A 25,959-nucleotide genomic window follows, 5' to 3' on the forward strand; every position below is an offset into this window, starting at 1 on the left:
TCGAGGGCCGTTCCGATGGGAAGCGTCAGCCGATTCGGGGTGTGTGAGCACGCATCGACGGGTCCGGTCACACCGCTCGGCCTGACTCATCGGGTGCTTGCCGTCCAGCCGTGCTCGATCACCACGAAGATCCGGTCGAGGGCGGCCTCCGGGTCCGGACGGCCGTGCGCGAGGTCGAGTGCCTCGATGGTCATCCGGGCCAGGGTCGCGCACGCGACGTCGTCCGCCGCGACCCCGATCTCCGCGGCGACGGCTGCCGCCAGGGCCTTCTCATGCCGGCGCCACATCCGCATCTCGTACTCGCGCAGGGCGGGCGCCGACCGGACCAGCGCGAGGAACTCGGCTAATCCAGGGTGCTCGACCGGGCCCAGGTACATGCGCCCGAGGCACGCCCGCAGCGCCTGCGGGATCGTCTGCTCAGGCGCCCGTTCCTGGACGCAGGCCACCAGCCCGGCCTCGTGGTCGGCCTCCCGGTCGAAGACCAGCGCCTCCTTGCTGCGGAAGTGGTTGAACAGGGTGGTGGTCGAGACGTCCGCGGCGTCGGCGATCTCCTTCACGCTCACCTGGTCGAACCCCCGCTCGAGGAACAGCCGCAGGGCGGCGTCGGCAAGCGCCTGGCGGGTGGCCGCCTTCTTGCGCTCGCGGCGACCGGCGGAGCTCTGCGTCATGACGCCATCGTAGCTATTGGTTCAGTCACTTCAAAGTTTGTCTCAGTGCACATTTGAACTCGGTAAGCCTATGGTGGTGCTCGACCCCCTCTAATCGAAGGAGCACCACCATGACCCCCACCCCGCGCATCGCCGTGATCGGCGCCGGCCCCGGCGGCCTCACCTGCGCCCGCGTCCTGCAGCGCCACGGCATCGACGTCGCCGTGTACGAGCGCGACACCGACGTGGCCGCCCGCGACCAGGGCGGCACGCTCGACCTGCACGCCGGCACGGGCCAGATCGCCCTGCGCGAAGCCGGCCTGCTCGAGGAGTTCCTGCGGCTATCCCGGCCCGAGGGCCAGTCCATGCGGGTCATGGCCCGGGACGGGACCGTCCTGGTCGACCACGTCGCCGCCGACGGCGAGGACGCAGCCCCGGAGATCGACCGCCGGCAGCTGCGCGCGCTGCTGGCCGAGTCACTGGCGCCCGGCACGATCCGCTGGGACCACCGGCTCAGCGCGGTCACACCCGGCCCGGCCGGCACCTCCCGGCTCACCTTCGCAGACGGCACCGAGACCGAGGTCGACCTGGTCATCGGCGCGGACGGCGCCTGGTCACGGGTCCGCCCGCTGGTCTCCGCCGCGGCGCCCGCCTACACCGACGTCACCTTCGTCGAGGCGCACTTCGACGACGTCGACGTATGGCACCCGGCGGTCGCCGAGCTGGTCGGCGACGGCAACCTGTTCGCTGCAGGCGACCACAAGGGCCTGATCGCCCAACGCAACAGCAACCACCACGTCCGCGTCTACATCGCCCTCACGACCGACCAGGACTGGCTCCGCGCCGCCGGCATCGACCCCACCGACACCGCAGCCGTCCGGACCGCGCTGCTCACCGCCTTCACCGGCTGGGACGCCCGGCTGTTGAGGTTGATCACCGACAACGACGGCCCCTACGTCAACCGGCCGCTGCACGTGCTCCCCGCGTCCCACACCTGGCCGAATACGCCCGGAGCCACGTTGCTCGGCGACGCCGCCCACCTGATGTCGCCGTTCGGCGGCTTCGGGGCCAACCTCGCGATGCTGGACGGCGCCGAACTCGCGCGCGCCCTCGTCCGGTACGCAGATGTCGACGACGCGATCACCGAGTACGAGCGGGTGATGGTGCCACGCGGGGCCGAGCACGCGGCCCTCGCCGACGAGGGCCTGCGCCGGTTCTTCGGCCCGGGCGACCGGGATGGCGCCGACGTGCCCGACGTCGAGGCCGAGAACGAGCGCTACAAGCGCGAAGCGGCCGCATACGGCTCCTAGCCGTTCGCGGCATACATGATCACCGGATCGGCGCGAAAGCCGACGCGACGCGTCGGGGAACGCGCCAGTCCGATGATCAAGGGCCGGTTGCGTTCCGCACGCGGGCGGGGTGCCGTCGCGGCGCCGCGTCCCTCGTGGGCGCGCCATCCCGGCTCGGGACACCCGGCCCCACCGACGAGCCCGGGCCGTCGTCGGGGCCATCCGGTTCACCTCGACCCGTCACCTGCGCGGGGTGGCCGGGTCGGGTGCACAACTGAATCATGTGGTTGCGCGGGCGGCCGTCGCCGATTTGGGGGCACGCCCGCTTGGGGACCGCCGCGGTCGGGTGCCACGCAACCGGCTGTGATCCCGTCCCCACCCCGCCGACCACGCACACCCGCATGACCGACCCGAGCGAGACCGCACCTGCACCCACGCACCTCAGCCGCAGCCATGCGGCTCACGTCACGTTTCCCGCTGATCACGAGCACGGTCCGGGGCTTCGCCGACGAGCATGATCCGAAGTTCCGGTTGTCCATGGCTGTTCCCACGACCATGAACACCCGATACTCCGGATCATGAGCACGAAGATCGCAAGTATCGGGTGTGTATGGCTGTCGGCACAGCCATGGACAACCGAAACAACGGATCATGGGCGCGGCCACCGCCACCGGACGGGGGAAGCAGCGCCGACGGTCCTAGCCCGCCGCACTTCTCAACAGCTCCTAGTGCCCGCCGAGGATCGCTAGCTGTCGAAGTCGACCGTCAGCTCAGGGGTGTCGGGGCGGGACTGGCACGTGAGGACGAACCCGGCCTCGACCTCGTCGTCCTCCAGCGCGAAGTTGCGCCGCATCGTCACAGTGCCCGCGGTGACCTTCGCCCGGCACGTGCCGCAGACCCCGCCCTTGCAGGCGAACGGCAGGTCGCCGCGGACCTTCTGCGCCGCGTCGAGCACGCTCTCGGCCCTGGGCAGGGTCATCGTGGTGGATCGACCATTCAGCACCACGGTGACCTCGCTGGTCGCTCCCTCGATCGCCGGGTCGGCGCGGTGCAGCTCCGGCGGCGGCTCGTCCACGTAGAACAGCTCGCGGTGCACCCGCTTGCGGTCCACGCCGAAGCCGGTGAGCACGGCGACGGCCGCCTCGGTCATGCCGAGTGGCCCGCACACCCACCAGTGGTCCACGCCTGCGACGTCGACGAGCGCGCCGAGGAGGAGGCGCAGCTTCTCCGCGTCGAGCCTGCCGGTGAAGATCTCGGCCTCCATCGGCTCCCTGGAGAGCACGTGCACCAGGTGCAGCCGCGGGCCGTGGGCGTTCTTGAGGTCGGCGAGCTCCTCGGTGAACATCACCGTGTCGGTGCGCCGGTTGCCGTAGAGCAGCGTGACGCGGGTGTCCGGGTGCGCGGCCAGCAGCGACGCCGCGATCGAGAGCACGGGCGTGATCCCCGATCCCGCCGCGATCAGGCCGTGGTGCGTGCCCGGCGCGAGGTCGGGCGTGAACGAGCCAGAGGGCGGGGCCACCTCGATGGTGTCACCCGGTGCGGCCCGCTCCACCAGCCACTCGGAGAACAGCCCTCCGTCGACCCGCCGCACACCGACCTTCGGCAACGCCCCCGCGGGCGCGCAGATCGAGTACGACCGCCGCTCCTCCGTCCCGTCGCGGTGCAGCCGCAGCGTGAGGTACTGCCCCGGGCGGAACGCGAAGACGTCCCGCAGGTGCGCGGGCACGTCGAAGGTGACGGCCACGGCGTCGTCGCACAGCCGCTCGACGTCGGCCACGCGCAGGCGGTGGAAGCCGGAGGTGCGCGGGACCGGCACGTCGACCTGCGGTGCCGCCATCAGTGCTCCTTCATGTGCTCGAACGGCTCGCGGCACGCGGTGCACCGGCGCAGTGCCGTGCACGACGTCGGGCCGAACCGGGAGAACTCCTCGGTGGCGGGCGAGCCGCAGCGCGGGCAGCGCACCACCGTGGCCGGAGCCTCGAGCGTCAGCGGCACCGGGCCGGTACCGCGGGGCCCCATCCGGTCGGGCGGGGCCACGCCGTGCTCGGCCAGCTTGCGGCGCCCGGCCTCGGAGATCCAGTCCGTGCTCCACGGCGGCGAGAGCACGGTGCGCACCTCGACCCGGGCGTACCCGGCCGCGGCGAGCCGGGCACGCAGGTCCTCGCGCATCACCTCCAGGGCGGGGCAGCCGGAGTAGGTCGGCGTGATCGTGACGGTGACCCGGTCGCCGTCGGCCTCGACGCCGCGGATGACACCGAGGTCGTCGAGCGTGAGCATCGGCATCTCGGGGTCGACGACCTCGGCGACCACGCTGCGGGCTTCGGTCACCATGTGGCCCCCGGGTGCTGCCGGGCAAGGCTCTGCATCTCCGCGAGCACCTGCCCGAGGTACTCGGTGTGCATCCCCTGCCGGCCGCCCTGCCCGTTGATTGGGCCGGCGTGCGGGATCGTCGGCCGCGTGAGGGTGGCGCGGGCGAGTACCTCGTCGAGCACGGCGTCGACCTCCTCGCGGGTTTGTTCCGGGTCCACCGCCACGCCCGCGTCGGCGAGCCTGCGCTCGACGTCGGACGTGCGGAAAAGTTCTTCGACGTACGGCCACACCGCGTCGAGCGCGGCCTGCATGCGCCGGTGCGACTCCGGGGTGCCGTCGCCGAGGCGCAGGGTCCAGCGGGCGGCGTGGTCGCGGTGGTAGGTCAGCTCCTTGACGCCCTTGCCTGCCACCGCGGCGACCACCGGATCGCGGGACCCGAGCAGCCGCTGCAGCAGCGCGAGCCGCCACGTCGAGAACAGCAGCAGCCGGGCGATCGCGCGGGCGAAGTCGCGCTCGTCGGGCAGCTCCGCGAGCGCGATGTTGCGGAACTCCGGCTCGGTGCGCAGGTAGGCGAGCGAATCCTCGTCCCGCTGTCGCCCGGCGGAGCCTGCGGAGCCGGCCATCGAGCTCGAGTCGGCGGAGCCTGCGGAGCCGGCCGACTCGACCCAGCCGGCGCGGGCGAGCAGCACCCGGGCCTGGCCCAGCAGGTCGAGCGCGGTGTTGGCGAGCGCGACCTCCTCTTCCAGCTCCGGCGCGTTGGTCACCCACTCCGTGATCCGGTGGCTGCAGATCAGCGCGTCGTCGCCGAGCATGAGACAGTAGGCGGCGAGGTCGGCTGGGTCGACGCCGTCCGGCACCGGCGAGGTGATCTCGGCCTGGACGTCCTCCACGCCGGTGCCGAACGCCCAGCGCGGGTCGTCGTGCCCCAGCGTCTCGACGAGGGACTGGTAGGCGTTCGTCGCGTCGTGATCAGTGCTGTCGTCCGTCATAGATGCGGCACGTCCTCGGGGATCGCGTAGAACGTCGGGTGCCGGTAGACCTTGTCGGCCGACGGCGCGAAGAACGGGTCCTTCTCGTCAGGGCTCGACGCGGCGATGTCGGAGGCCTCGACCACCCAGATCGAGACGCCCTCGTTGCGGCGGGTGTAGAGGTCGCGGGCGTTGTGCAGCGCCATCTCGGCGTCGGAGGCGTGCAGCGAGCCGACGTGGACGTGGTTGAGGCCACGCTTGCCGCGCACGAACACCTCGTACAGCGGCCAGCTGCCCCGAGGCGTCCCCGAGCCGGTCTCGACGCCCTCGGTCGGGATCGCGCCGTGGCCGCCCTCGGCGGTGTAGTCCCCGTTCACGCGGCCACCTCCTTGCGGGCGTGCTTGTGCGCGTACGCTCGCGCGGCCTCGCGCACCCACTCCCCCTCCTCGTGCGCGCGCTTCCGTTGGGCAAGGCGCTGGGCGTTGCACGGCCCGGACCCGGAGATGACCGACTTGAGCTCGGCCCAGTCCGGTCCGGTGAAGTCGTGGTGGCCGCGCTCGGGGTTCCAGCGCAGGCCGGGGTCGGGCAGCGTGACGCCGAGCGCCTCGGCCTGCGGCACGGTCATGTCGACGAAGCGCTGGCGCAGCTCGTCGTTGGTGTGCCGTTTGATGCCCCACGCCATCGACTGGTCGGTGTTGGGCGAGTCGCCGTCGGGTGGGCCGAACATCATCAGTGAGGGCCACCAGAAGCGGTTGGTCGACTCCTGCACCATCTCCCGCTGGCCATCGGTGCCGTTCACCATCGCGAGCAGCAGCTCGTAGCCCTGCCGCTGGTGGAACGACTCCTCCTTGCAGATCCGCACCATCGCACGGGCGTACGGCCCGTAGGAGCAGCGGCACAGCGGCACCTGGTTGCAGATCGCGGCGCCGTCGACCAACCAGCCGATCACGCCCACGTCGGCGTAGGAGAGCGTGGGGTAGTTGAAGATCGAGGAGTACTTCTGCTTCCCGGCGATCAGCTTCTCGGTGAGCTCCTCGCGGTCGACGCCGAGGGTCTCCGCGGCGGCGTAGAGGTACATGCCGTGCCCGGCCTCGTCCTGCACCTTGGCCAGCAGGATCGCCTTGCGCCGCAGGCTGGGAGCGCGCCGGATCCAGTTGCCCTCCGGCTGCATCCCGATGATCTCCGAGTGCGCGTGCTGAGCGATCTGGCGGATCAGCGTCCTCCGGTACGCCTCGGGCATCCAGTCCCGCGGCTCGATCCGCTGGTCGCCCGCGATCGTCGCCTCGAAGTGCGCGGCAAGGGCCGTCTCGTCCATGGGCAGCAGCCTCCGTACCGAATGTTCGTTCGGTTCATGGTGACGCACGGATGCCGGGCGCGCAAGGCGGCGGGCCTCAGCCGCGCGCCGGAAGGATGCCCTCGAACACCGCCCGCGCGACGACGCCGGGCAGTGCGTCCGGGTCACGGTCGGGCCGGGCCCACTCGACGACGGAGTTCACGAGGCCGGACAGCAACCGCGCCGCGAGCGCCGGGTCCACCTCCTCCCGCAGCTCCCCCGCCTCGACGGCCTCGCGGACCAGCTCCGCGACCCGCGCGTCGAACTCGCGCCTGCGCTCGAGGGCCCACCGCTCCGACTCGGTGTTGCCGCGCACCCGCAGCAGCACGGTGACGTACGGCAGCTCTGCCACGAGCACGGCCACCTGCTCGCGGACGATGTGGCGCAGCCGCTCGAGGGGGGTGCCGGTGCGCGCCTCGTCGGAGTCGAGGATCGCGAAGAGCCCGTCCAGCGCGCGTTCCAGTGCCGCCCGCAGCAGCGCTTCCTTGCCGCTGAAGTGGTGGTAGAACGACGACTTCGTGATCCCGGCGGCGCGGGAGAGATCCTCCATCGACGTGGCGTCGTAGCCGCGGGTGAGGAACTCCCCCACCGCCACTTCGAGCAGCGAGCCGGGCCCGTGGCTCGGCCGGCGAACGCGCCCACCCGTCTGCGTGCTCACCGCACGGCCTCGCCGGCGCTCGGCCGGCCCACCGGGAAACGACGCAGCGCGAAGGTGCTGTGAAATTGGTTCGCTCGCAGGCTCGCTCACCTCACCGGCCCTCGAACGTCGGGCGACGCTTCTCCGCGAAAGCCTCCACCGCATTGACGTGGTCGGCGGTAGCCGCGAGCCGGGCCTGTGCGAGGGCCTCCGCGGCGAGCACGTCGTCCAGGTGCGCGGTCGCTCCGTACCGCACCGCCTTCCGGACCTCGGCGTACGCCCGTGTCGGTCCGGCCGCGAGCCGCCCCGCCAGCTCCAGCGCGGCGCCGAGCACCTCGTCCGCGGGCACTACCGTGCGCACCAGGCCCCACGCCTGCGCGTCCTCCGCCGTGAAGCCCTCGCCGAGCAGCAGCAGCTCGAGCGCCCGCGAGACGCCGACGGCGTGCGCGAGGCTCGCCGAGAGCCCGGAGTCGGCGGTGAGACCGATCCCGGTGAACGCGGTGGAGAACGATGCCCCGGCCGCCGCCACGCGCAGGTCGCAGGCCAGCGCGAAGCCCAGCCCCGCCCCGACGCACGGCCCGTTGATCGCCGCGACCACCGGGAACGGCAGGTCGGTGAGCCCTCGGACGATGGGGTTGTAGTGCTCGGCGACGGTGTCGAACGCGGTGGCCGGATCGCGGCGCAACGCCTCCGCGTGCTCGCCGAGGTCCTGCCCCACGCAGAACGCCTTGCCCGCGCCGGTGAGCACCAGCGCCCGCACGCCGTCGGCCGTCGCGAGCTTCCCCAGCGCGGCGAGCAGCGCGGTCTTGAGCTCCAGGGTGAGCGCGTTGTAGCGCGCGGGCCGCTGCAGCGTGAGCACGGCGACGGCCCCGTCCCGTTCGACGCGGACGGCCGGATCATCGGTCATCGCGCCAGCGTAACGGCCAACCGAACGATCGGTCGCCCCTTGGTGACCGCTGCGCGCCCGTTCCGGTTCGCCGAGCGCTATGGCGACGTATCGACGATCTTCCAGTACGAGTCCTTGCGGACGATCTTGCCGTCGCGGAACTCCCAGTGGTCGCAGCCCCGCACGCGGATCTGCCGGCCACCGTGTGCGGTACCGGTGAGGAGCCACTCGGAGACACCGAGGTCGCCGCTGACCCAGTGCCGCGCATCGCCGTAGTGGACGTCGGGCAAACCCTTGAACCGTGCGGCCAGACCCTCACGCACCGCCGCCTTGCCGGTGAGGCGCTGACCCCATGGTTCGGGTCCCCTCGGCATGTCGAGCGAACAGTCCTCGGCGAAGAACTCCATGATCGCGTCCAGGTCGTGCGCGTTGAACGCGTCGGCGACCGCCTCCAGCATCTCGACCGATGCCCCGACCCGATCAGCCATCGCCGACCTCCTTCCCGTGCTCCGCACAGGTGCGGGCGATTCTCCACCCCACGGCCGCTGTGTCCAGGCCCTGGGATGTGCCGCCCGTTGGTGCTAGCGTCGCCCCGAACGAACGGTCGGTTGAGCGAGACCAACGGAGGCCCGCCGATGGCGCCTGTCCTGCGCAGCTACGTGAACGGCGGGTGGCACCGCCCGGCGGAGGAGGGGCGACCGCTGCACGACGCGGTGACCGGCGCGGAGGTCGCCCGCATCTCCTCGGCCGGGATCGACTTCGCCGCTGCGCTCGACCACGGCAGGCGCGTGGGCGGGCCTGCGCTGCGAGGGCTGACCTTCCACCAACGCGCGGCTCTGCTCAAGGCGCTCGGCCAGCACCTGCGCGAGCACCGCGACCGCCTCTACGCCGTCTCGGCGCAGACCGGGGCCACGCTCGGCGACTCCAAGTTCGACGTCGACGGCGGCATCGGCGTGCTACTCGCCTACGCCTCGAAGGGCCGCAGGGAACTGCCCAACGACACGTTCTACGTCGACGGCGCCGTCGAGCCGCTGGGGCGCGGCGGGACGTTCGTCGGCCAGCACATCTGCACGCCGCTGCGCGGGGTCGCGGTGCAGATCAACGCGTTCAACTTCCCGGTGTGGGGGCCGCTGGAGAAGCTCGCGCCCGCGTTCCTCGCCGGCGTGCCGTCGCTGATCAAGCCGGCCAGCCCCACCGCGTTCCTCACCGCGGAGCTGGTGGAGCTGATCGTGGAGTCCGGGCTGCTCCCGGAGGGCTCGCTGCAGTTCGTGGCGGGCGGCACCGGCGATCTCCTCGACCACCTCACCGAGCAGGACCTCGTCTCGTTCACCGGCTCGGCGTCGACCGCGACGAAGCTGCGCACGCACCCCACCGTCGTCCAGCGTGCCGTGCGGTTCACCGCCGAGGCCGACTCGCTCAACCTGTCCGTGCTCGGCCCGGACGCGGCACCGGGTTCACCCGAGTTCGACCTGTTCGTGAAGGGCCTCGTGGCCGAGATGACGGTCAAGGCGGGCCAGAAGTGCACCGCCATCCGCCGCGCGTTCGTGCCCGAGCGGCACGTGGACGCCGTGGTCGAGGCGGTGTCGGCGCGGCTGGCCCGCACGACGATCGGCAACCCGGCGAGCGAGGGCGTGCGGATGGGCGCCCTGGCGAGCCTCGAGCAGCGCGAGGAGGTGCGCCGCAGCGTCAAGGCGCTCGCCGATGCCGGCCGGATCGTCTTCGGTGACCCGGAGAAGGTCGACGTCGTCGACGCCGACGCGGAGCGCGGCGCGTTCGTCTCCCCGATCCTGCTGGTCGCCGACCCGGACCGCGCCGAGCCGCACGAGGTGGAGGCGTTCGGGCCGGTGTCCACCGTCATGCCCTACCGCGACACCGCGCACGTGATCGAGCTGTCCGCGCGCGGACAGGGCAGCCTCGCCGGCTCGGTGGTGAGCGCGGATCCCGCGTTCGTCCGCGAGGTGGTGCTCGGCGCCGCCCCGTGGCACGGGCGGCTGCTCGTGCTCAACGAGAAGGACGCGAAAGAGTCCACCGGCCACGGCTCCCCGCTCCCGGCGCTGGTGCACGGCGGCCCCGGCCGCGCGGGTGGCGGCGAGGAGATGGGCGGCATCCGCGGCGTGCTGCACCACATGCAGCGCACTGCGGTGCAGGCCGACCCGGACACGCTCACCGCGATCACTGGCCGCTGGGTTCCCGGCTCGCAGCGGACCGTCACCGACGTCCACCCGTTCCGCAAGCACTTGGAGGAGCTGCGGGTCGGCGACACGGTCATCGCCGGCCCGCGGCGCGTCACGCAGGAGGACGTGGAGCACTTCGCCGAGTTCACCGGCGACACGTTCTACGCCCACATGGACGCCGAGGCCGCCGCGGCCAACCCGCTGTTCGGCGAGCGGGTGGCCCACGGCTACCTCGTGGTCTCGCTCGCCGCCGGGCTGTTCGTCGACCCCGACCCCGGCCCCGTGCTCGCCAACTTCGGCGTCGACAACCTGCGGTTCCTCACGCCCGTGAAGTTCGGCGACGAGCTGACGGTCACCCTGACCTGCAAGCAGCTCACGCCGCGCGACACCGCCGCGTACGGCGAGGTCCGCTGGGACGCCGACGTGACCCGCCAGGACGGCGAGTCCGTAGCGCGCTACGACGTGCTGACGCTGGTGGCGAAGAAGGAGGGGTGACGTGACGACGACCGAACGGCGTCTCGGAGAGGCGCCCCCTACCGAGCTGCTCGACCCGGCCGAGCGCATGTCCGTGGACGAGCTGCGGGCACTGCAGCTGGAACGCCTGCGCTGGACCCTGCGGCACGCGTACGACAACGTCCCGTTCTACCGGGACAAGTTCGACGCCGCCGGGGTGCATCCCGACGACTGCAAGGAGCTCGCGGACCTCGCGAAATTCCCCACCACGTCGAAGACCGATCTGCGCGACAACTACCCGTTCGGCATGTTCGCCGTTCCACAGGAGCAGGTGCGGCGCATCCACGCCTCGTCCGGCACCACCGGAAAGCCCACGGTGGTGGGCTACACCGAACGCGACATCGACACCTGGGCCACCCTCATGGCCCGCTCGATCCGCGCGGCGGGTGGGCGCCCGGGGCACAAGGTGCACGTCGCCTACGGGTACGGCCTGTTCACCGGCGGTCTCGGCGCGCACTACGGTGCGGAGAAGCTGGGGGCCACCGTCATCCCGGTGTCCGGGGGCATGACCCCGCGGCAGGTCCAGCTGGTCCAGGATTTCCGGCCCGAGATCATCATGGTCACCCCGTCGTACATGCTCACGATCATCGACGAGTTCGAGAAGCAGGGCATCGACCCGGCCTCCTCGTCGCTGCAGGTCGGGATCTTCGGCGCGGAGCCGTGGACCGAGCAGATGCGCGTCGAGATCGAGAACCGCACCGACATGCACGCGGTCGACATCTACGGGCTGTCGGAGGTGATGGGCCCCGGCGTCTCGCAGGAATGCGTGGAGACCAAGGACGGCCTGCACATCTGGGAGGACGCCTTCTACCCGGAGGTCATCGACCCCATCGACGGCGTTCCGATACCCGACGGCGAAGAGGGCGAACTGCTCTTCACCTCGCTCACCAAGGAGGCGCTGCCGATCATCCGCTACCGCACGCGCGACCTGACCCGGCTGCTTCCCGGCACGGCCCGACCGGCGATGCGGCGGATGCAGAAGATCACCGGCCGCAGCGATGACATGATCATCCTGCGCGGTGTGAACGTCTTCCCCACCCAGATCGAGGAGGTCGTGCTGCGCACGCAGGGGCTGGCGCCGCACTTCCAGCTCGTCCTCACCACCGAGGGTCGCCTCGACGCACTCACCGTGCGCGTCGAGGCCCGGCCCGACTGCCCGCCCGAGCGCCGCAGGGCCGCGGCCGAGGCCCTCGTCACGGCAGTCAAGGACACGGTCGGGGTGAGCGTCCACTGCGAGGTCGTCGACCCCGAGACCCTCGAACGGTCGGTGGGCAAGCTGCAGCGGCTCAAGGACCAGCGACGACGCTGAGAAAAAGAAACTTCGGCGAGACCGGAACAGATCCGGGTCCCGGGGAGTTGTAGCGATCAGGTCGTCAGTTTCGGTGCTCGTGTTTTGCACGCCCGCAGGAACAAGGTCGGTGGTTCGGTTCAGGCGTCACAAGGACGCCGGGGCACCCATCGCGGCCGGCCGGTCCCCGCACAGTGCGGAGGCCATCTGACCTGCGAGGAGCAGTTCATGGCACAGGGAACCGTCAAGTGGTTCAACGGCGAGAAGGGCTTCGGCTTCATCAGCCAGGACGGCGGAGGCGCTGACGTCTTCGTGCACTACTCCGAGATCGACGCCGGCGGCTTCCGCAGCCTCGACGAGGGGCAGCGCGTGGAGTTCACGATCGGCCAGGGCGCCAAGGGCCCCCAGGCCACGGGCGTCCGCGTCCTCTGATCCACAGCTGAAGTCCAGGAGCCCGCCTCCCCCGTGGAGGCGGGCTCCTGCCATTCGCGGACCTAGTGTCCCGAACCGGAAGTCCGGTTCGGGACACTGGTTCCGCACGCGCTGGGCCATCCGCCCGCCGAACCCCCATCGGGAGCACTCCCATGTCGACGACCTCGGCACGCCGCTCGCTCTCCCCGGTCCCCGTCGCAGCGCGGGAGATCACCCTGCACGGCAGGCCGGTCGCCTTCCTCGAAGCAGGCGCCGACAGCGGCGGTCCCGTCGTCGTACTGCTGCACGGGCTGGCCAGCAGCTCACAGACCTGGTCGGGGGTGCTGCCGCTCCTCGGCCGGCACGCCCACGTCATCGCCCCCGACCTGCTCGGTCACGGGAAGTCCGCCAAGCCGCGCAGCGGCGACTACTCCCTGGGGGCGTACGCGGCGGGCGTACGCGACCTGCTGATCACCCTCGAGCTGGACCGCGCCACCGTCGTCGGCCACTCCTTCGGGGGCGGGGTCGCGATGCAGTTCGCCTACCAGTTCCCGGAACTGGCGCAGCGCCTCGTCCTGGTATCCAGTGGCGGCCTCGGCAGAGCGGTCAACGTCGCGCTGCGCGCGGCGACCCTGCCAGGTACCTCGATGGTCCTACGGGCACTTCCGGCGATCAGCCCGCCATGGCTCACCCGCCTCGCCCGCCGGGTGGTGCCTGCGCTCGACCGTCCCGACCTCGTCGGGATGGCCTCCGCCGTCGCCTCGTTCACCGACCGGGGCGCCAGGGGCGCGTTCGCCCAGACCGTGCGCGGCGCCCTGAACCTGTCGGGCCAGCGCCTGGAGGGCACGGAGCGGCTCTACCTGCTCGCCGACGTCCCCGTGCTGCTCGTCGGCGGCAGCGAGGATTCGGTGATCCCGGTCGAGCACACGCTGGGCGCCCACGACCTGCTCCCCGGCAGTCACCTGGAGATCTTCGACGGCGCCGGACACTTCCCGCACGTCGAGCAGCCGGTCCGGTTCGCCGACCTGCTGATGCGTTTCCTCACCGGCACCAGCGCCGCGCGATCGGACATGGACTCGCTGCGCCGCCGCCTGCAGGCCGCGCCCAGCCCTGCCGCCGGCTGACACCCCCTCTAGTCTGCGGGAACATCCAGCCCCTTGGAGAGCCACCGCAGTGATCAACGACGACGAGCGCATCGCCCTGTTCCTCGACTACGAGAACCTGGCAATCGGGGCCCGCGACGGCCTCGGCGTGGCCCCGTTCGACTTCGGACCGGTCGCCGACGCGCTCGCCGAGCGCGGGCGGGTGGTGGCGCGGCGGGCCTACGCCGACTGGTCCGCCTTCGACGAGGACCGCAGGCTGCTGACGAGGGCGCAGGTGGAGCTCATCGAGATCCCGCAGCGCGTCGGCGGCTCCCGCAAGAACGCCGCCGACATCAAGATGGCGGTCGACGCGATCGAGCTCGCTTTCGCACGCGGGTTCATCACCACGTTCGCGATCGGCACCGGTGACTCCGACTTCACCCCGCTCGTCCACAAGCTGCGGGAGCTGGACAAGCGGGTGATCGGGATCGGGGTGCAGTCCTCGACGTCGGCACTCCTGCCACCGGCCTGCGACGAGTTCCTGTTCTACGACCGCCTGCCCGGGGTCGAGCCGGGGCAGCCGGCACGCCGCGGCCGTGCCCGCTCGCGCGTGCAGGCCACGTCCGTCGAACCGCCCCTCGAGGAGGAGCCCGCGCCCGCGGCGGCCGAGGAGCCCGCGCCGACCGATGCCGGCGACCCGGCACACCTCGTCACGAGCACGCTCGCCGGCCTGCAACGCCACGTCGACGGGCCGGTGCTCGCCTCCCGGCTCAAGCGCGCCGTCCTGCGGAAGGACCCCACGTTCGACGAGGCCGACCACGGCTTCCGCGGGTTCGGCGAGCTTCTGCGCCACCTGGAGGGCGAGCACGTCCTCCAGCTCAGGGCCGGGTCGGCGCAGGGCGACCCCGAGGTGACCTTCCTCGAGGACGGGTCGGAGGTCGACGAGGCCTTCGCGCTGCTCGTCGACGTCGTCCGGCAGCTCCAGGCGTCCGGCGCACGGCCGCAGCTCAGCGGGCTCAAGGACCACCTGCGCAAGCGACGGCCGGGCTTCAGCGAGAAGCGCTACGGCTTCAACACGTTCCTGTCCTTCGCCAAGGCCGCGCAGGCCCGCAATCTGGTCGGGATGGCGTGGGACCAGACCACGAACGAGTACCTGCTGCAGGTTCCCGACTAGATCCCGTTCCACCCGCCCCAGGCCCCATCAGAGGGGTACGTCGGTCCCGACGCCCTGCTCGCGCGCGGCCCGCAGCACCAGCGCCGCCGCTGCCGCGTCCTGGGCGGCGACGCCGACCGACTTGTAGAGGGTGATCTGGTCGTCCGCGGCGCGGCCGGGCCGGGTGCCCTCCACGAGCTCGCCCAGCTCGGCGTGCAGGTGTTCCTCGCCGATCAGGCCGGAACGGACGGGTTCGAGCAGGTCGACGGTGCCCGCGGGGAACGGCGCCAGTGCCGCGCGCCGGGTCTCGACGCACACCAGCGCGTCGGCCACGGTGGCGTCGTCGATCTCGCGGCCGACCGCGCGGACGGACGTGACGTGCATCCCAGGGCTGAGCCAGGCACGCTGGATCGCCGGCTCCCCCTCCGCGGTGGTGCCGCAGGCGATGTCGGCACCGTCCAGCGCCTCGGCGTAGGAGGCGGCGCCGCGCGCGGCCACGCCCAGCTCGGCGGCGAGATCGGTGGCGAGGACGGCCGCGCGCGTGGGCTCGCGCCCGGCGACCCTGATCTCGCGGATCGGCCGGACGCGGCACATCGCACGTGCGTGCGACCGCGCCTGAACCCCGGTACCCAGGATCGCGAGCACCGCGGCGTCGGGGCGGGCGAGCAGCCGCGCCGACAGCGCCGAGGCCGCGCCGGTGCGCACGGCGGTGATCACGGTGCCGTCCAGCAGCGCGGCCGGACGGCCGGTCTCGGGGTCGCAGGCGACGATCACGGCCTGGTGGGTCGGCAGGTCGGTGCCCGCGTTGCGGTGGTAGAGCGTCACGATCTTCGCCATCAGCATCTGCGCCGACGGGACGTAACCCGGCATCGCGGCGAGCACGCCGTCGTGGTCGGGTACGAGGGCCCCGATCCGGTCGGGGACCGACGCCCGCCCCGCGCTGAGGTCGGCCATGGCGGCGGCGAGAGCGTCGATGAGCTCGTCGAGATCGAGCAGCTTCTCGACCTGCGTGCTGGTGAGCACGAGCATGCCTTGTCTCCTGTCTGCCTGAGTCGGTCAGGATGCCGGGCGCAGGAGTGGAGCGCCGGCTCGCCTCCACGATGGCGACCTCTCGCCCGCGAAACATCGGTAGTGGATGCGGATGTCGCCATCGGCCCGTCTCCGTAGAACCGGGGCATGCCTCCCTCCACCATGATCCGCGGCGCGCGCCTCTTCGACGGGGCCGCGCTGCGGCAGGGCCGCCACGCGAGCGTGCTCGTCGCCCGCGGCCGCATCACCGATGTCGACCTCGACGGGTCCGCGCCGCCGGACGGGGCGCGGGTCGTCGACCTCGGCGACGTGACGCTGCTGCCGGGGCTCGTGGACGCGCACCTGCACCTCGGCTTCGACCCCGAGGGGAACGCGGTCGAGCAGATGCAACGCGACAGCGACGCCGTTCTGCTGCGGCGGATGCACGACAACGCGCAGGTGGCGCTGCATGCAGGCATCACGACGGTCCGGGATCTCGGGGACCGTCGCTACCTCGGCGTCACCCTGCGCGAGCGCTACGCCGCCGACCCGGGCGCCGGACCGGAGGTGCTGGTGGCCGGCCCGCCGATCACGCCGACGCGCGGCCACTGCTGGTTCCTCGGCGGCGAGGCGGACGGGCTCGACGCGCTGCTGCACGCCGTCGAGGAGCGCGCCACACGCGGGGTGGACGTCGTCAAGATCATGGCGACCGGCGGGATGCTGACCCCCGGCCGCGCGCTGCACGAGTCGCAGTACACGCGTCGGGAACTGGCGGCCGTCACCGATGCCGCCCACCGGGCCGGCCTGCCGCTCACCGCCCACGCCCACGGGCCGGCCGGCATTGCCGACGCTGTCGCGGCAGGCGCCGACGGGGTCGAGCACTGCACGTTCGTCGGCGCCACCGGCATCGAGCCGGACTGGTCGACGGTGGCGGCGCTCGCCGATGCGGGCACCTTCGTCGGCGCCACCGAGGCGTGGCTGCCCGACGGTCCGCCCATCCCGGCGGGCGAGCTGATCGAGCGGGGATGGGAGAACCTGGCGCGCATGCACCGCGAGGGCGTGCGCGTCGTCTGCTGCTCCGACGCCGGGATCGGGCCACGCAAACCGCACGACGTGCTGCCGCATGGCGTCGCACTGCTCGCCTCGCTCGGCTTCCGCACGGCCGACGCGCTGGCCGCGGTGACGTCGGTCGCCGCCGACGCGTGCGGGCTCACCGGGCGCAAGGGCAGGCTGCTGCCCGGCCACGACGCCGACGTGCTGGCCGTCGCGGGCGACCCGACCCGCACCCCGGATGCCCTGCTCGACGTTCGCGCCGTGTTCCGGGCCGGACGGCGCGTCGTCTGAGCCGGATGGGCAGTCACTACCGATTCGCGCGGCCCGCCGCCCGGCGACCATGGCGCCATGCCGTCCCGGATCCCCACCCTCGCGCCACCGCGCCCGCTCGAGCCGACCGGACCGGAGCTGCGCGCGCTGCTGTACGCGGCCGTCGAGCACGTGGTCGAGCTGGTCGACGGGTTGCCCGCAGCACCGCCGCACGACCACACCGGGGTCGACGAGCTGCTCGCCGACCCCGCCGTGCGCCGACCGCCACCCGAGCACGGGCGGGGGGTCGACGAGCTGCTCGCCGTGCTCGACCGCGCCGCGGCCAAGGGCATCAACAGCGCGAGCGGCGGCGTGTTCGCATACGTCCCGGGCAGCGGACTGGTCAGCGCGGCCGTCGCCGAGCTGCTCGCGGGCGTACTGAACCGCTACACCGGCCTCGCCCACCCGGCGCCCGGGCTCGTCGCGTTGGAGTCCGACGTCCTGCGCTGGGTCGCCGACCTGTTCGGGCTGCCGGCCACCGCGGCGGGCACCCTGACGACCGGTGCATCGCTCGCCACGCTGTCGGCGCTGGTGACCGCGCGAACGGCGATGCTGCCGCCGGACTTCCGCGCCGGCACGCTCTACGTCACCGCCCAGTCCCACCACTGCGTCGCGAAGGCCGCACGCATCGCCGGCTTCCCGGGAGCCGCAGTCCGGGTCGTCCCGACCGACGCCGACCTGCGCATGGACACCGAGGCACTCCGGCGGGCGATCGACGCCGACCGGGCCGCGGGACGGCTCCCGTTCTGCGTCGTGGCGACCGCGGGCACGACGAACACCGGAACGATCGACCCGCTCCCCGCGATCGCCGAGGTCGCGGCGACGCAGCGGCTCTGGCTGCACGTCGACGGGGCCTACGGCGGCTTCTTCCAGCTCACCGACCGCGGCCACGACCGGCTCCGCGGCATCGAGCACGCCGACTCGCTCGTGCTCGATCCGCACAAGAGCCTGTTCCTGCCGTTCGGAACTGGCTGCCTGCTGGTCCGCGACGGCCGGCTGCTCGCCGCCGCCCACTCCCCGGACGACGATGCGCCCTACCTGCAGGACCTCGAGACGGGCACCCTTCCCGACTTCGCCGACCACAGCCCAGAGCTCACCCGCGAGTTCCGCGGGCTGAGGCTGTGGCTGCCCCTGCACCTGCACGGGGTGGCGGCGTTCCGGGCCGCGCTGGACGAGAAGCTCGACCTCGCCGCGCACGTCCACGAGCAGCTGTCCGGGATCCCGGCACTCACCGTGCTCGGACCGCCCGACCTCTCGACCGTCGCCTTCCGCTGCCGCGCGGGCGATGCGGCGACGAGCGAGCTGCTTCGCCGCGTGAACGCCGAGCGGCGGGTGCTGCTGTCCAGCACCCGCGTCGACGGGCGGGTGCTCGGCCGGGTCTGCGTCCTCAACCACCGGTCCGACCGCAGCCGCGTCGACGAGGCCGTCGACGCGCTGCGCCGGTACGCCGGCTGATCGGGAATCACCCTCGGATCGCCGTCACCAGCCAGGCCGCCGAGCCCAGCTCCACGCCCCGCTCCGTCTGGTGGGCCGCCATGGTCGTGTGCAGGGTGGCGAGTGCGCGGGCACGGGTGGGCGGGTCGAGCCTCCGCCGGTGCGGGACGGGCCGGATCGGTAGCGGCTACCGAAACTTCGGTACCCGCTACCGATTCCCGGGGCGGCGGCGGCCAGCACCCTTCTCGGCATGCCCACCACCACCGACGTGCTCGTCGTCGGCGCAGGCCCGGCCGGTCTCGCCACCGCGATCACCGCACTGCGCCACGGCGCCCGGGTGCTCGTCGTCGAGCGGCGGGCCGGGACCTCGACCGTCCCGCGCGCCACCGGCGTCAGCACGCGCACGATGGAGCTCTTCCGGTTCTGGGGCGTCGACCGCGCGGTCCGCGCCGCCGGCGTCGACTGCGACCCGCGCGTCGCCGTCACCCACACCCTCTCCGCCGAGCCCGACGAGCTGGTGTCGTTCACCTACCCGTCGATGCGTGAAGCGCTCGCGGTGAGCCCCGCGTACCCCGCGCTCTGCTCGCAGGACCACATCGAACCGATCCTCGCCGACGAGATCCGGAGGCTGGGCGGCGAGATCCGCTTCGGCACGGAGCTGACAGCCCTGCGCACCACCCCGGGCGGGGTGCGGGCCGAGCTCGGACCGTCCGGCCTGGTGCGGGCCCGGTTCGTGGTGGGCGCCGACGGCCCGCGCAGCGCGGTGCGCACCGCGCTGGGCATCGGCTGGGAACGTCTCGGGTCGTTGGGCGAGTGGGTCAACGCGCTCTTCCGCCCGGATCTCGCCGCGCTGCTGGGCCGCCGGCTGCCGGGAATCACCTTCGTGAAGCACCCCGACGCGGAGTGTGTGCTGGTGCCGGTCGGCGCGGGTCGCTGGACCGCGACCCGGCGCCGGGGCCAAGGGCTCGGCGAGAGCGCCGCCGACTACACGCCGGCCCGCTGGACCGAGCTGCTGCGGACCGCCACCGGAATACCGGAGCTACGTCCCGAGATCCTCGCCACCGATGCGTTCACGATGGCTGCTGACGTGGCGGCGACGTTCCGGCTCGGCCCTGCCTTCCTCGTCGGCGACGCAGCACACCGGATGACGCCGATGGGCGGGATCGGCATGAACACCGCGATCCACGACGGCCACGAGCTCGGCTGGCGGCTCGCGTGGGCCGTCCGTGGCCTCGCGGGTGACGTCCTGCTGGACAGCTACGCCGCGGAGCGCGAGCCGCTCGGCCGCGCGCTCGCCGCCCGCTCGCTGCGCGAGGAGCGGGAGCCGGACGACGGCCTGCCCACCGACCTCGGGCGCAGCTACCGCTCCCCCGTGGTCGCCGACGACGGGGCCGCACCCGCACGCGGCCATTCCCGCACGGCTCGGCCCGGCGAACGCGCCCTGCACGTCTGGGTGCGGTGGCGCGGGCGCCGGGCGAGCGTGCTCGACCTGTTCGAGGACCGGCTGACGGTGCTCACCGGCCATGGCGGAGCGGGGTGGCGCCGCGCCGCCGCCCGCACACCGGGCGTTCCGCTCGAGGTGCTCGTCGCCGGCCGGGACCTCCCCGACCCGAGCGGCAGCCTGTGCGCCGCGTACCGGCTGGGGCCCGACTCGGCCGTGCTGGTGCGCCCCGACGGGATCGTCGCCTGGCGGCACGACGGGCCGTGCGCTGATCATGGGGTCACCCTCGCGGGCGCGGTGGAGACGGCTCTGGGCCGCCCGGCGATTGCAGCTTCCCGCATGCAGGTGGCCTGACGGTGGCCATGCTGCGACCGCGGCCCGCGATCATGCCGGGTCGGCCCACCGGCGGAGGTCCCGGCGGGTCGCGGCCCCGGTCTTCGCCAGCAGGCTGGCGACGTGGGTCTCGACCGTGCGGCGGGAGAGGACGAGCCGTTCCGCGACCTCGGCGTTGGTGAACCCGCGTGCGACGTATGCGAGGACCTCGGCCTCGCGACCGGTGACGCCGAGTGCCGCGAGCCGCGGCGGGACGACGGTGCGGCCCCTGCGACGGGTGGGGGCGCCTGCGCGGCGGAGCAGGTCATGGCAGGCCCGTTCGAGGTGGGCATCTCCTGCCTGCCGGTGCGCCGCGAGATCGGCGCGCAGCTCCGGGACGGGATCGCCCCAGCCGTCGGCGATCGCGCAGCCCAGCACCACGAGCCGCAGCAACCGCCGCCACCAGGGCCGCGCGGCGAGGGCGGCGTCGCCTGCGCGTAGGTGCGCGACAGCGTCCTCCGCGCGACCGGAGCGGCCGGCCAAGACGGCGTCGGCGTAGTCGAGGGCCGCGAGGATCGTGCGCGACAAACCACCGGGTTCCGCGACGAGCTGAGCGCGCGCTTCGGCGGCACGGTCGCCTGCCGCGGCGCGCAGCAGGATCCAGAGCCCGACCGGGGCGAGCAGCACGAGGCCCCGGTCCTTCCGCACCTGCGGCACCGTCGGGTCCATCGCCGCGGCCGCACGCGGAAGATCGTGCTCCAGCAGCGCGCCCATCGCGGTCGCGAATCCGCGGAAGGGGTTCGTCCAGTGGGGGTTGGTCGCGTGGTGCGACTGGTCGATCGACGCGAGGACATCGGCCGCGCCCGCGGCATCGCCTGCCGCGGCCCGGTACGCCGCCACCTGCTCCAGCGCCTGCGCCTGCAGCTGGGGCAGGCGCAGGCGGGCGGCGGCGTCCGCGGCCCGGCCCGCGAGCTCCCCTGCGGCGACCGGGCCGCGGGTGTGCAGTACCAGGTCGGATTCGATGATGTCGATCGAGGCGAGCTGCGCCAGCATGCCCGTCTCGGTCGCGAGCTCGCGGGCCCGCCGCAGCGTCGGGGCCTCGGCATCCTCGAGGACCTCGAGCATGCCGACGCCGAAGAGCGCGGCGACCCGCCACGGCGTGAGCCCGTGCTCCGCGGCCACCTGTGCGGCCCGCCGATAGGCCGCCCGGCTGGCCCCGAGATCGGTCTGCCACGTGGTGCGCGCCGCGATCCCCAGCGCCTCGCAGAGCGCCGACGGCGCACCTGCCCGCTCGGCGCGGGCCACGGCGTCGGCCGCCAGCGCGGCGGCCTGGTCCTGGTCGCCGATCCCGAACGCCGCGTCGGCACGCAGCACCGCAGAGCGCGGATCCTCCGGCCGCCCCGCCCTGTCGACGTAGTCCCGCGCGGCCGCCCAACGAGCCGCGGTCACCGCTGTGCGGGCGAGCCGAAGGCACAGCTCGGCGTGCGCCTCGCCGGTCAGCGAATCGACGTAGGCATCGCCCAGCGCGAGCGCATCGTCGGCACACCCCGTCAGGGTCAGCACGCTCACCCGCTCCAGGACGATCTCGCCGACGATCTCCGCATCGAGCGCGGCCGCCGCCGCGGCACGGGCGAGCAGCGCGTCCGCGGTGTGCAACGCACCCCGGCCGGCCGCTCGCCTGGCCAGCCCCAGCAACACCCGTGCGGCGTCCCGCGGGCGGCCCGCCTCGGCGAACAGCTCCGCCGCGCGCGGTTCGTCGTCCGGGCCCGCGCGCTCAGCCAGCAGCCGCGCGGCCCCGGCCGCGAGCGCCGCGCGCTCGGGGGGCAACAGCGTGCCGAGCACCGCGTCGCGGGCGAGCGCGTGCGGCCAGCGCAATGCACCGGCGTCCGCCCGCACCACCAGCCCGACGCCGACGGCCCGGCGCAGCGCGCGCACGACATCGGCGTCCGCCACACCGCTGACCGGAGCGAGCAGCCGCCAGTCCGGGTCGGGCCCGAGGACCGCGGCCGCGTGCAGGACAGCGCGCTGCGGGGCATCGAGGGCGTCGAGACGGGCCGCGACAAGGGCGGCGAGGCTCGGCGGCACGTCCCGGCCCGGCTCGGCGAGCAGCTCCTCCACGAGGAACGGCAGTCCGTCCGACCGCGCATGCAGGTCCCGGACGGCGTCCGGCGGAAGCGGCTGCCCGCCACGGCACGCCGCCGCGAGCGCGGCGACCTCGGGTTCCCCGAGCCTGCGCAGGTGCACCGTACTGATCCCGGGCAGCGCGCGCAGCCGCGTGGTGGCCGCGGCCTTCTCCGGCTCGTCCCTGCTCGACACGGCGACGAGCACGGGCCGGTCGCGGACGGCCACCGCGAGGTACTCGACGACCGCGAGGGTGTCCTCGTCGGCCCAGTGCAGGTCCTCCAGCCGCAGCAGGCATCCGGCGTGCCCTGCGCCGATGGCGCACAGCGCACGCAGCACCCCCTCCCCGAGCACGACCGCAGGGTCGGCGCCGTCGGCCACACCGGCACCGCCTGCGACGAGGGCGTCGAGCGCGGCCCGGTACGGACGGACTGCCGCGGACTCGCGGACGGCGGGTGCGTCGAGCCGCCCGACGACCGCCTCCGCGATCGCCCGGTAGCTGCCCCCGCCCTGCACCGCACGACCGCTGAACACCAGCAGCCCGACATCGGCCGCCGCCGACACGGCGGCGTCGAGCAGCCGGGTCTTGCCCACGCCCGCCTCGCCGACGACGGCCAGCGCACCGCCACGCCCGGACGCGGTGGCGGCCACGAGCCTGCGTACGTCGGCCAGTTCTTCCGTGCGGCCCACGACCACCGGGCAGCGGAGCACGGTCGTCACGGGCCCAGTACACCGGACGCGGGATGCCACGGGGAACGTCACGCGGGAATCACCGGATCCGGGTCGGCCGGAAGGCGGGGATCGCCCGCGTGGTCAGCTGCTCGCGCCGGGTGCGGCTCGGTGTCGGCTCCATGGCCTCGAGGTTCGTCCCGGTGCGCGCGCGGCGCATCGGTGAGGCCTACCCATGTCGGATCACGCCCATGTCGGATCAGGCGCTGGCCAGCGTGCGGGCCACCCGCGATGCGTGCCGGCGCGACGGAACGCCGAGCTTGCCGAGGATCGTCGAGACGTGGTGGTCCACCGTGCGGACCGAGACCACGAGCCGCTCGGCGATCTCGGCGTTGGTGAGGCCTTCGGCGAGCAGGTCGAGCACGTCGGCCTGCCGGCTGGTGAGCCCGGCCGGGTGGGCGCGGGTGGCCGCAAGCGGGCCGCGGGGGATGGTGCGCACCCCGAGCGCGCGCAGCCGGCGGCGCGCTGCGGTTGCGGCCGGGGCCGCGCCGAGGTCGTCGAGCGCGTGCACGGCCTGCAGCGTCGGCTCCACCACGCCGGACCCCGCGCGCTCGAGCGCCGCCTCGTACGGGTCGCCTGCGGCCTCGAAGGCCTGCGCCGCCGCTCGCCAGTCCCCGCGCAGCGCCGAGGCCCACGGCTCGGGACAGCCCTCGGGCACGGTGACCATCAGCGCCGCGACCGGCACACCTGCGCGCTGCGCGTAGCGCAGCAGCTCGGCCCACGCCGGCTCGGCAGTGGGCCGGTCGGCGTGCCGGCGCCACTCGTCGAGCACGGCGGTGGCGACGTCGGGGCGGCCGTTCAGGAAGGCCCACTCCACGAGCGCGGTGCCGGTGTAGGCGAGCCCGAGCACCGAGCCCTGCCTGCGCCCCCGCTCCCACGCCGCGGTCAGCACGTCCGCGGCGGCCGGATCGCCGCGCCGGGCGAGCAGCCTGCCGTGGGCGGGCTCGGCGTAGAGGCGCAGCATGCCAGGGTCCTCGTCGCGGTCCACCAGCGCGGCGAGCCCCTCGCCTGCCGCGTCCCACTCCCCGCGCCGCAGCTGGAGCAGGCAACGGTGCACCGTCAGGTTGTACGCGTGCGACCAGAACCCGCGCCCTGCGGTGAAGTCGAGGCCATCCCGGACGCACTCGTCGAGCTCGGCGAGCCGTCCGTAGCGGTACAGCAGCTCGGCCAGGTTGGTGTAGCCGCGAGCGGCGGCCTCGTGGTGACCGCCTGCGAGTGCCCGCTCCAGGCTCTCGCGGACCAGCGCGATCCGGGCCGCGCCGGTCAGGCCGGGGCGGGCGATGCTCTGGTAGTTGAGGCAGAGCGCGGCGAGGTCGTCCCGGCCGGAGCGTTCGGCTGCGGCCTGCGCCTCGTCGAGTACGGCCGTCGCCGTCGTGGTGTCACCGCCGAGCGCGAGTGCTGCCCCGTGGTAGGTCAGCGCGTACGCCGTCGCCGCGGGTGAGCGGGCGCCACGCAGCCCGTCGACCGCCTGCCGGGCGACGACCTGCGCGTCTCCGGTGTGCCCTGCCAGGTAGTGGTAGCGCGACAGGCGGACCCGCGCCTCGCCGAGGCCCACCTGCTCGTCCAGCTCCGCGTACAGCGCGACGGCCGCCGCGCCCGCCCGCAGCGCGTCGGCGAAGCGGTGGGCGTTGTGCAGCTCCCATGCGTGGTCGTCGAGCAACGCGGCCCGCTCCCGCGGTTCGAGGCGGCCGAGATGGGCCACGGCGGCCTCGAAGTGGGCCAGCGCCTGCCGGTGCGAACCCGCGGCCGCCGCCTCGCGCCCGGCCCGCACGGCGAACCGGAGAACGGCATCGACGTCGCCTGCGGCCGTGGCGTGGTGCACGAGCCGCGCGAGATCGGGGACGGGCAAGCGCTGCAGCGCCGCGAGCACGGCCTGGTGCAGGCGCCTGCGGTGCAGCCCGGTCAGGCTCGCCTCGACGGCGCGCCGGGCCAGCTCGTGGCGGAACGCGACGCCGTCGAGCCGCACCTCGAGCATCCCGCGGACCTCGGCCTCGGCGAGCGCCTCCAGGTGCTCGCCGAGCAGCGCGTCGGCCAGCTCGAACGGGACGGTCCCCGGCACGACGGACAGCTGCAGCAGGTCCGCCCGGCACCGCTCCCCCAGCTGCGCCACGCGGGACATCACTGCGTCGGCCACGGACGCCGGCACGGCGTCACGGCCTGCCAGCACCTCCGTGACGAAGAACGGGTTGCCCCCGGTCAGCTCCGCGAGCGCCGCCGGGTGCCAGCCGCTTCCGGCCGCGAGCGCGTCCACTGCGGCGTCCGACAGCGGCCGCAGCGCCACCCGGTGCACCGGGCAGCCCGCGAGGCTGCCGAGCCACCGGTGCACCGGGTGCCGCTGCGGCACCGCACCCTCCCGGATTGTCACGACGAGCACGGCAGGCAGGTCCGCGATCCGCCGGGCCAGGTACCCGAGCACGTCGAGCGTGGCGTCGTCGGCCCAGTGCAGGTCCTCCACCACGAGCGCGGTCGTCCCCCCGCCTTGCAGCTCGCCGAGTACCGCCTCGAACACCGCCTCGCCCGTGCCCTCCGCCAAGGTCGCCTCCAGGCGACCACCGGTGCCGCAGCACGCGTCCCGCAACGGGCCGAACGCGCGGGCGGTCACCAGGTCGTCGCAGGCGCCCCACAGCACGCGCACCCGGTCTCCCGCCCGCACGGACCACGCCCTGACGAGCGCGGACTTGCCGATCCCCGCCTCCCCCGAGACGAGCACGACGCTTCCCCGGCCCGCCGCAGCCCCGCTCGTCGCCGCGTCGAGCACGGCGAGAGCGGGCTCGCGCTCCAGCAGGCCGTCCACCCCGATCACCATCGACTCCCCTCCGTACCCCCAGTCCTCGCCCACCGTCCCGGACGCGCCGACCCGG

The 25,959-nt window shown here is 73.6% G+C and carries 21 protein-coding genes; 9 read left to right on the forward strand and 12 right to left on the reverse strand.

Annotated features, from left to right (window positions below; all coding sequences use genetic code 11):
- Positions 1-86: 86 nt before the first annotated feature.
- Positions 87-668 carry a TetR/AcrR family transcriptional regulator gene (locus K1T35_RS27330; protein WP_220254686.1) on the reverse strand — a complete coding sequence of 194 codons (582 nt, stop codon included), beginning with the start codon at positions 666-668 and terminating at the stop codon, positions 87-89.
- Positions 669-778: 110 nt separating this feature from the next.
- On the opposite strand from K1T35_RS27330, the gene K1T35_RS27335 reads away from it, so the two are divergent.
- On the forward strand, positions 779-1,957 hold the full coding sequence (locus K1T35_RS27335) for an NAD(P)/FAD-dependent oxidoreductase (RefSeq protein WP_220254687.1): 1,179 nt from the start codon (positions 779-781) through the stop codon (positions 1,955-1,957).
- 724 nt (positions 1,958-2,681) lie between these two features.
- On the opposite strand, the gene paaE is transcribed toward K1T35_RS27335, so the two are convergent.
- From paaE to K1T35_RS27375, 8 genes are all read right to left on the reverse strand, one after another.
- Entirely contained in the window at positions 2,682-3,773 is a 1,092-nt protein-coding gene (paaE, locus tag K1T35_RS27340; RefSeq protein ID WP_220254688.1) for a 1,2-phenylacetyl-CoA epoxidase subunit PaaE, read from the reverse strand.
- On the reverse strand, positions 3,773-4,267 hold the full coding sequence (paaD, locus tag K1T35_RS27345; RefSeq protein ID WP_220254689.1) for a 1,2-phenylacetyl-CoA epoxidase subunit PaaD: 495 nt from the start codon (positions 4,265-4,267) through the stop codon (positions 3,773-3,775). Before paaD ends, paaE begins: the two co-directional genes overlap by 1 nt.
- On the reverse strand, positions 4,261-5,235 hold the full coding sequence (gene paaC, locus K1T35_RS27350; RefSeq protein WP_220254690.1) for a 1,2-phenylacetyl-CoA epoxidase subunit PaaC: 975 nt from the start codon (positions 5,233-5,235) through the stop codon (positions 4,261-4,263). The genes paaD and paaC overlap by 7 nt, the downstream gene beginning before the upstream one ends.
- On the reverse strand, positions 5,232-5,552 hold the full coding sequence (gene paaB, locus K1T35_RS27355; RefSeq protein ID WP_220262886.1) for a 1,2-phenylacetyl-CoA epoxidase subunit PaaB: 321 nt from the start codon (positions 5,550-5,552) through the stop codon (positions 5,232-5,234). Before paaB ends, paaC begins: the two co-directional genes overlap by 4 nt.
- Before the next feature lie 35 nt (positions 5,553-5,587).
- Complete coding sequence (paaA, locus tag K1T35_RS27360; RefSeq protein ID WP_220254691.1) at positions 5,588-6,529, reverse strand: 1,2-phenylacetyl-CoA epoxidase subunit PaaA; 942 nt, start codon at positions 6,527-6,529, stop codon at positions 5,588-5,590.
- 76 nt (positions 6,530-6,605) lie between these two features.
- On the reverse strand, positions 6,606-7,205 hold the full coding sequence (locus tag K1T35_RS27365) for a TetR/AcrR family transcriptional regulator (protein ID WP_255620781.1): 600 nt from the start codon (positions 7,203-7,205) through the stop codon (positions 6,606-6,608).
- Positions 7,206-7,296: 91 nt separating this feature from the next.
- Positions 7,297-8,091, reverse strand: coding sequence for an enoyl-CoA hydratase/isomerase family protein (locus K1T35_RS27370; RefSeq protein ID WP_220254693.1), 795 nt, complete (start codon positions 8,089-8,091; stop codon positions 7,297-7,299).
- A 77-nt stretch (positions 8,092-8,168) separates the two neighbouring features.
- A complete protein-coding gene (locus tag K1T35_RS27375) occupies positions 8,169-8,558 on the reverse strand; it encodes a nuclear transport factor 2 family protein (RefSeq protein WP_220254694.1) in 390 nt (129 codons plus the stop codon).
- Positions 8,559-8,705: 147 nt separating this feature from the next.
- Between K1T35_RS27375 and paaZ the strand changes: the two genes are divergently transcribed.
- The 5 genes from paaZ to K1T35_RS27400 all read left to right on the forward strand — a co-directional run bounded on the left by paaZ (position 8,706) and on the right by K1T35_RS27400 (position 14,712).
- Positions 8,706-10,739, forward strand: a complete 2,034-nt coding sequence (gene paaZ / locus K1T35_RS27380; RefSeq protein WP_220254695.1) for a phenylacetic acid degradation bifunctional protein PaaZ — start codon at positions 8,706-8,708, stop codon at positions 10,737-10,739.
- 67 nt (positions 10,740-10,806) lie between these two features.
- Positions 10,807-12,066, forward strand: coding sequence for a phenylacetate--CoA ligase PaaK (paaK, locus tag K1T35_RS27385; RefSeq protein ID WP_220262887.1), 1,260 nt, complete (start codon positions 10,807-10,809; stop codon positions 12,064-12,066).
- A 207-nt stretch (positions 12,067-12,273) separates the two neighbouring features.
- On the forward strand, positions 12,274-12,477 hold the full coding sequence (locus K1T35_RS27390) for a cold-shock protein (RefSeq protein ID WP_075955100.1): 204 nt from the start codon (positions 12,274-12,276) through the stop codon (positions 12,475-12,477).
- Between the two features lie 152 nt (positions 12,478-12,629).
- Positions 12,630-13,580, forward strand: a complete 951-nt coding sequence (locus K1T35_RS27395) for an alpha/beta fold hydrolase (RefSeq protein WP_220254696.1) — start codon at positions 12,630-12,632, stop codon at positions 13,578-13,580.
- A gap of 49 nt (positions 13,581-13,629) precedes the next feature.
- Positions 13,630-14,712 (forward strand): PIN domain-containing protein, encoded by a 1,083-nt coding sequence (locus K1T35_RS27400; RefSeq protein WP_220254697.1) that lies wholly within the window; start codon positions 13,630-13,632, stop codon positions 14,710-14,712.
- Positions 14,713-14,739: 27 nt separating this feature from the next.
- Here K1T35_RS27400 and K1T35_RS27405 read toward each other — a convergent pair whose 3' ends face one another.
- On the reverse strand, positions 14,740-15,720 hold the full coding sequence (locus K1T35_RS27405) for an ornithine cyclodeaminase family protein (protein WP_220254698.1): 981 nt from the start codon (positions 15,718-15,720) through the stop codon (positions 14,740-14,742).
- 147 nt (positions 15,721-15,867) lie between these two features.
- Between K1T35_RS27405 and K1T35_RS27410 the strand changes: the two genes are divergently transcribed.
- The 3 genes from K1T35_RS27410 (at position 15,868) to K1T35_RS27420 (ending at position 20,290) form a co-directional block, all read left to right on the forward strand.
- Positions 15,868-17,043 carry an amidohydrolase family protein gene (locus K1T35_RS27410; protein WP_220254699.1) on the forward strand — a complete coding sequence of 392 codons (1,176 nt, stop codon included), beginning with the start codon at positions 15,868-15,870 and terminating at the stop codon, positions 17,041-17,043.
- Positions 17,044-17,100: 57 nt separating this feature from the next.
- On the forward strand, positions 17,101-18,516 hold the full coding sequence (locus tag K1T35_RS27415; RefSeq protein ID WP_220254700.1) for an aminotransferase class V-fold PLP-dependent enzyme: 1,416 nt from the start codon (positions 17,101-17,103) through the stop codon (positions 18,514-18,516).
- A 229-nt stretch (positions 18,517-18,745) separates the two neighbouring features.
- Positions 18,746-20,290: an FAD-dependent oxidoreductase gene (locus K1T35_RS27420; protein ID WP_220254701.1), complete on the forward strand. Its 1,545-nt coding sequence runs from the start codon at positions 18,746-18,748 to the stop codon at positions 20,288-20,290.
- Between the two features lie 30 nt (positions 20,291-20,320).
- Here the strand turns inward: K1T35_RS27420 and K1T35_RS27425 are convergent, their stop codons facing one another.
- Positions 20,321-23,089 carry an AAA family ATPase gene (locus tag K1T35_RS27425; protein ID WP_220254702.1) on the reverse strand — a complete coding sequence of 923 codons (2,769 nt, stop codon included), beginning with the start codon at positions 23,087-23,089 and terminating at the stop codon, positions 20,321-20,323.
- A gap of 208 nt (positions 23,090-23,297) precedes the next feature.
- Positions 23,298-25,904, reverse strand: a complete 2,607-nt coding sequence (locus tag K1T35_RS27430) for a LuxR family transcriptional regulator (protein WP_220254703.1) — start codon at positions 25,902-25,904, stop codon at positions 23,298-23,300.
- Positions 25,905-25,959: the final 55 nt, after the last annotated feature.

Source organism: Pseudonocardia sp. DSM 110487 (assembly GCF_019468565.1).
Lineage (GTDB): Bacteria > Actinomycetota > Actinomycetes > Mycobacteriales > Pseudonocardiaceae > Pseudonocardia.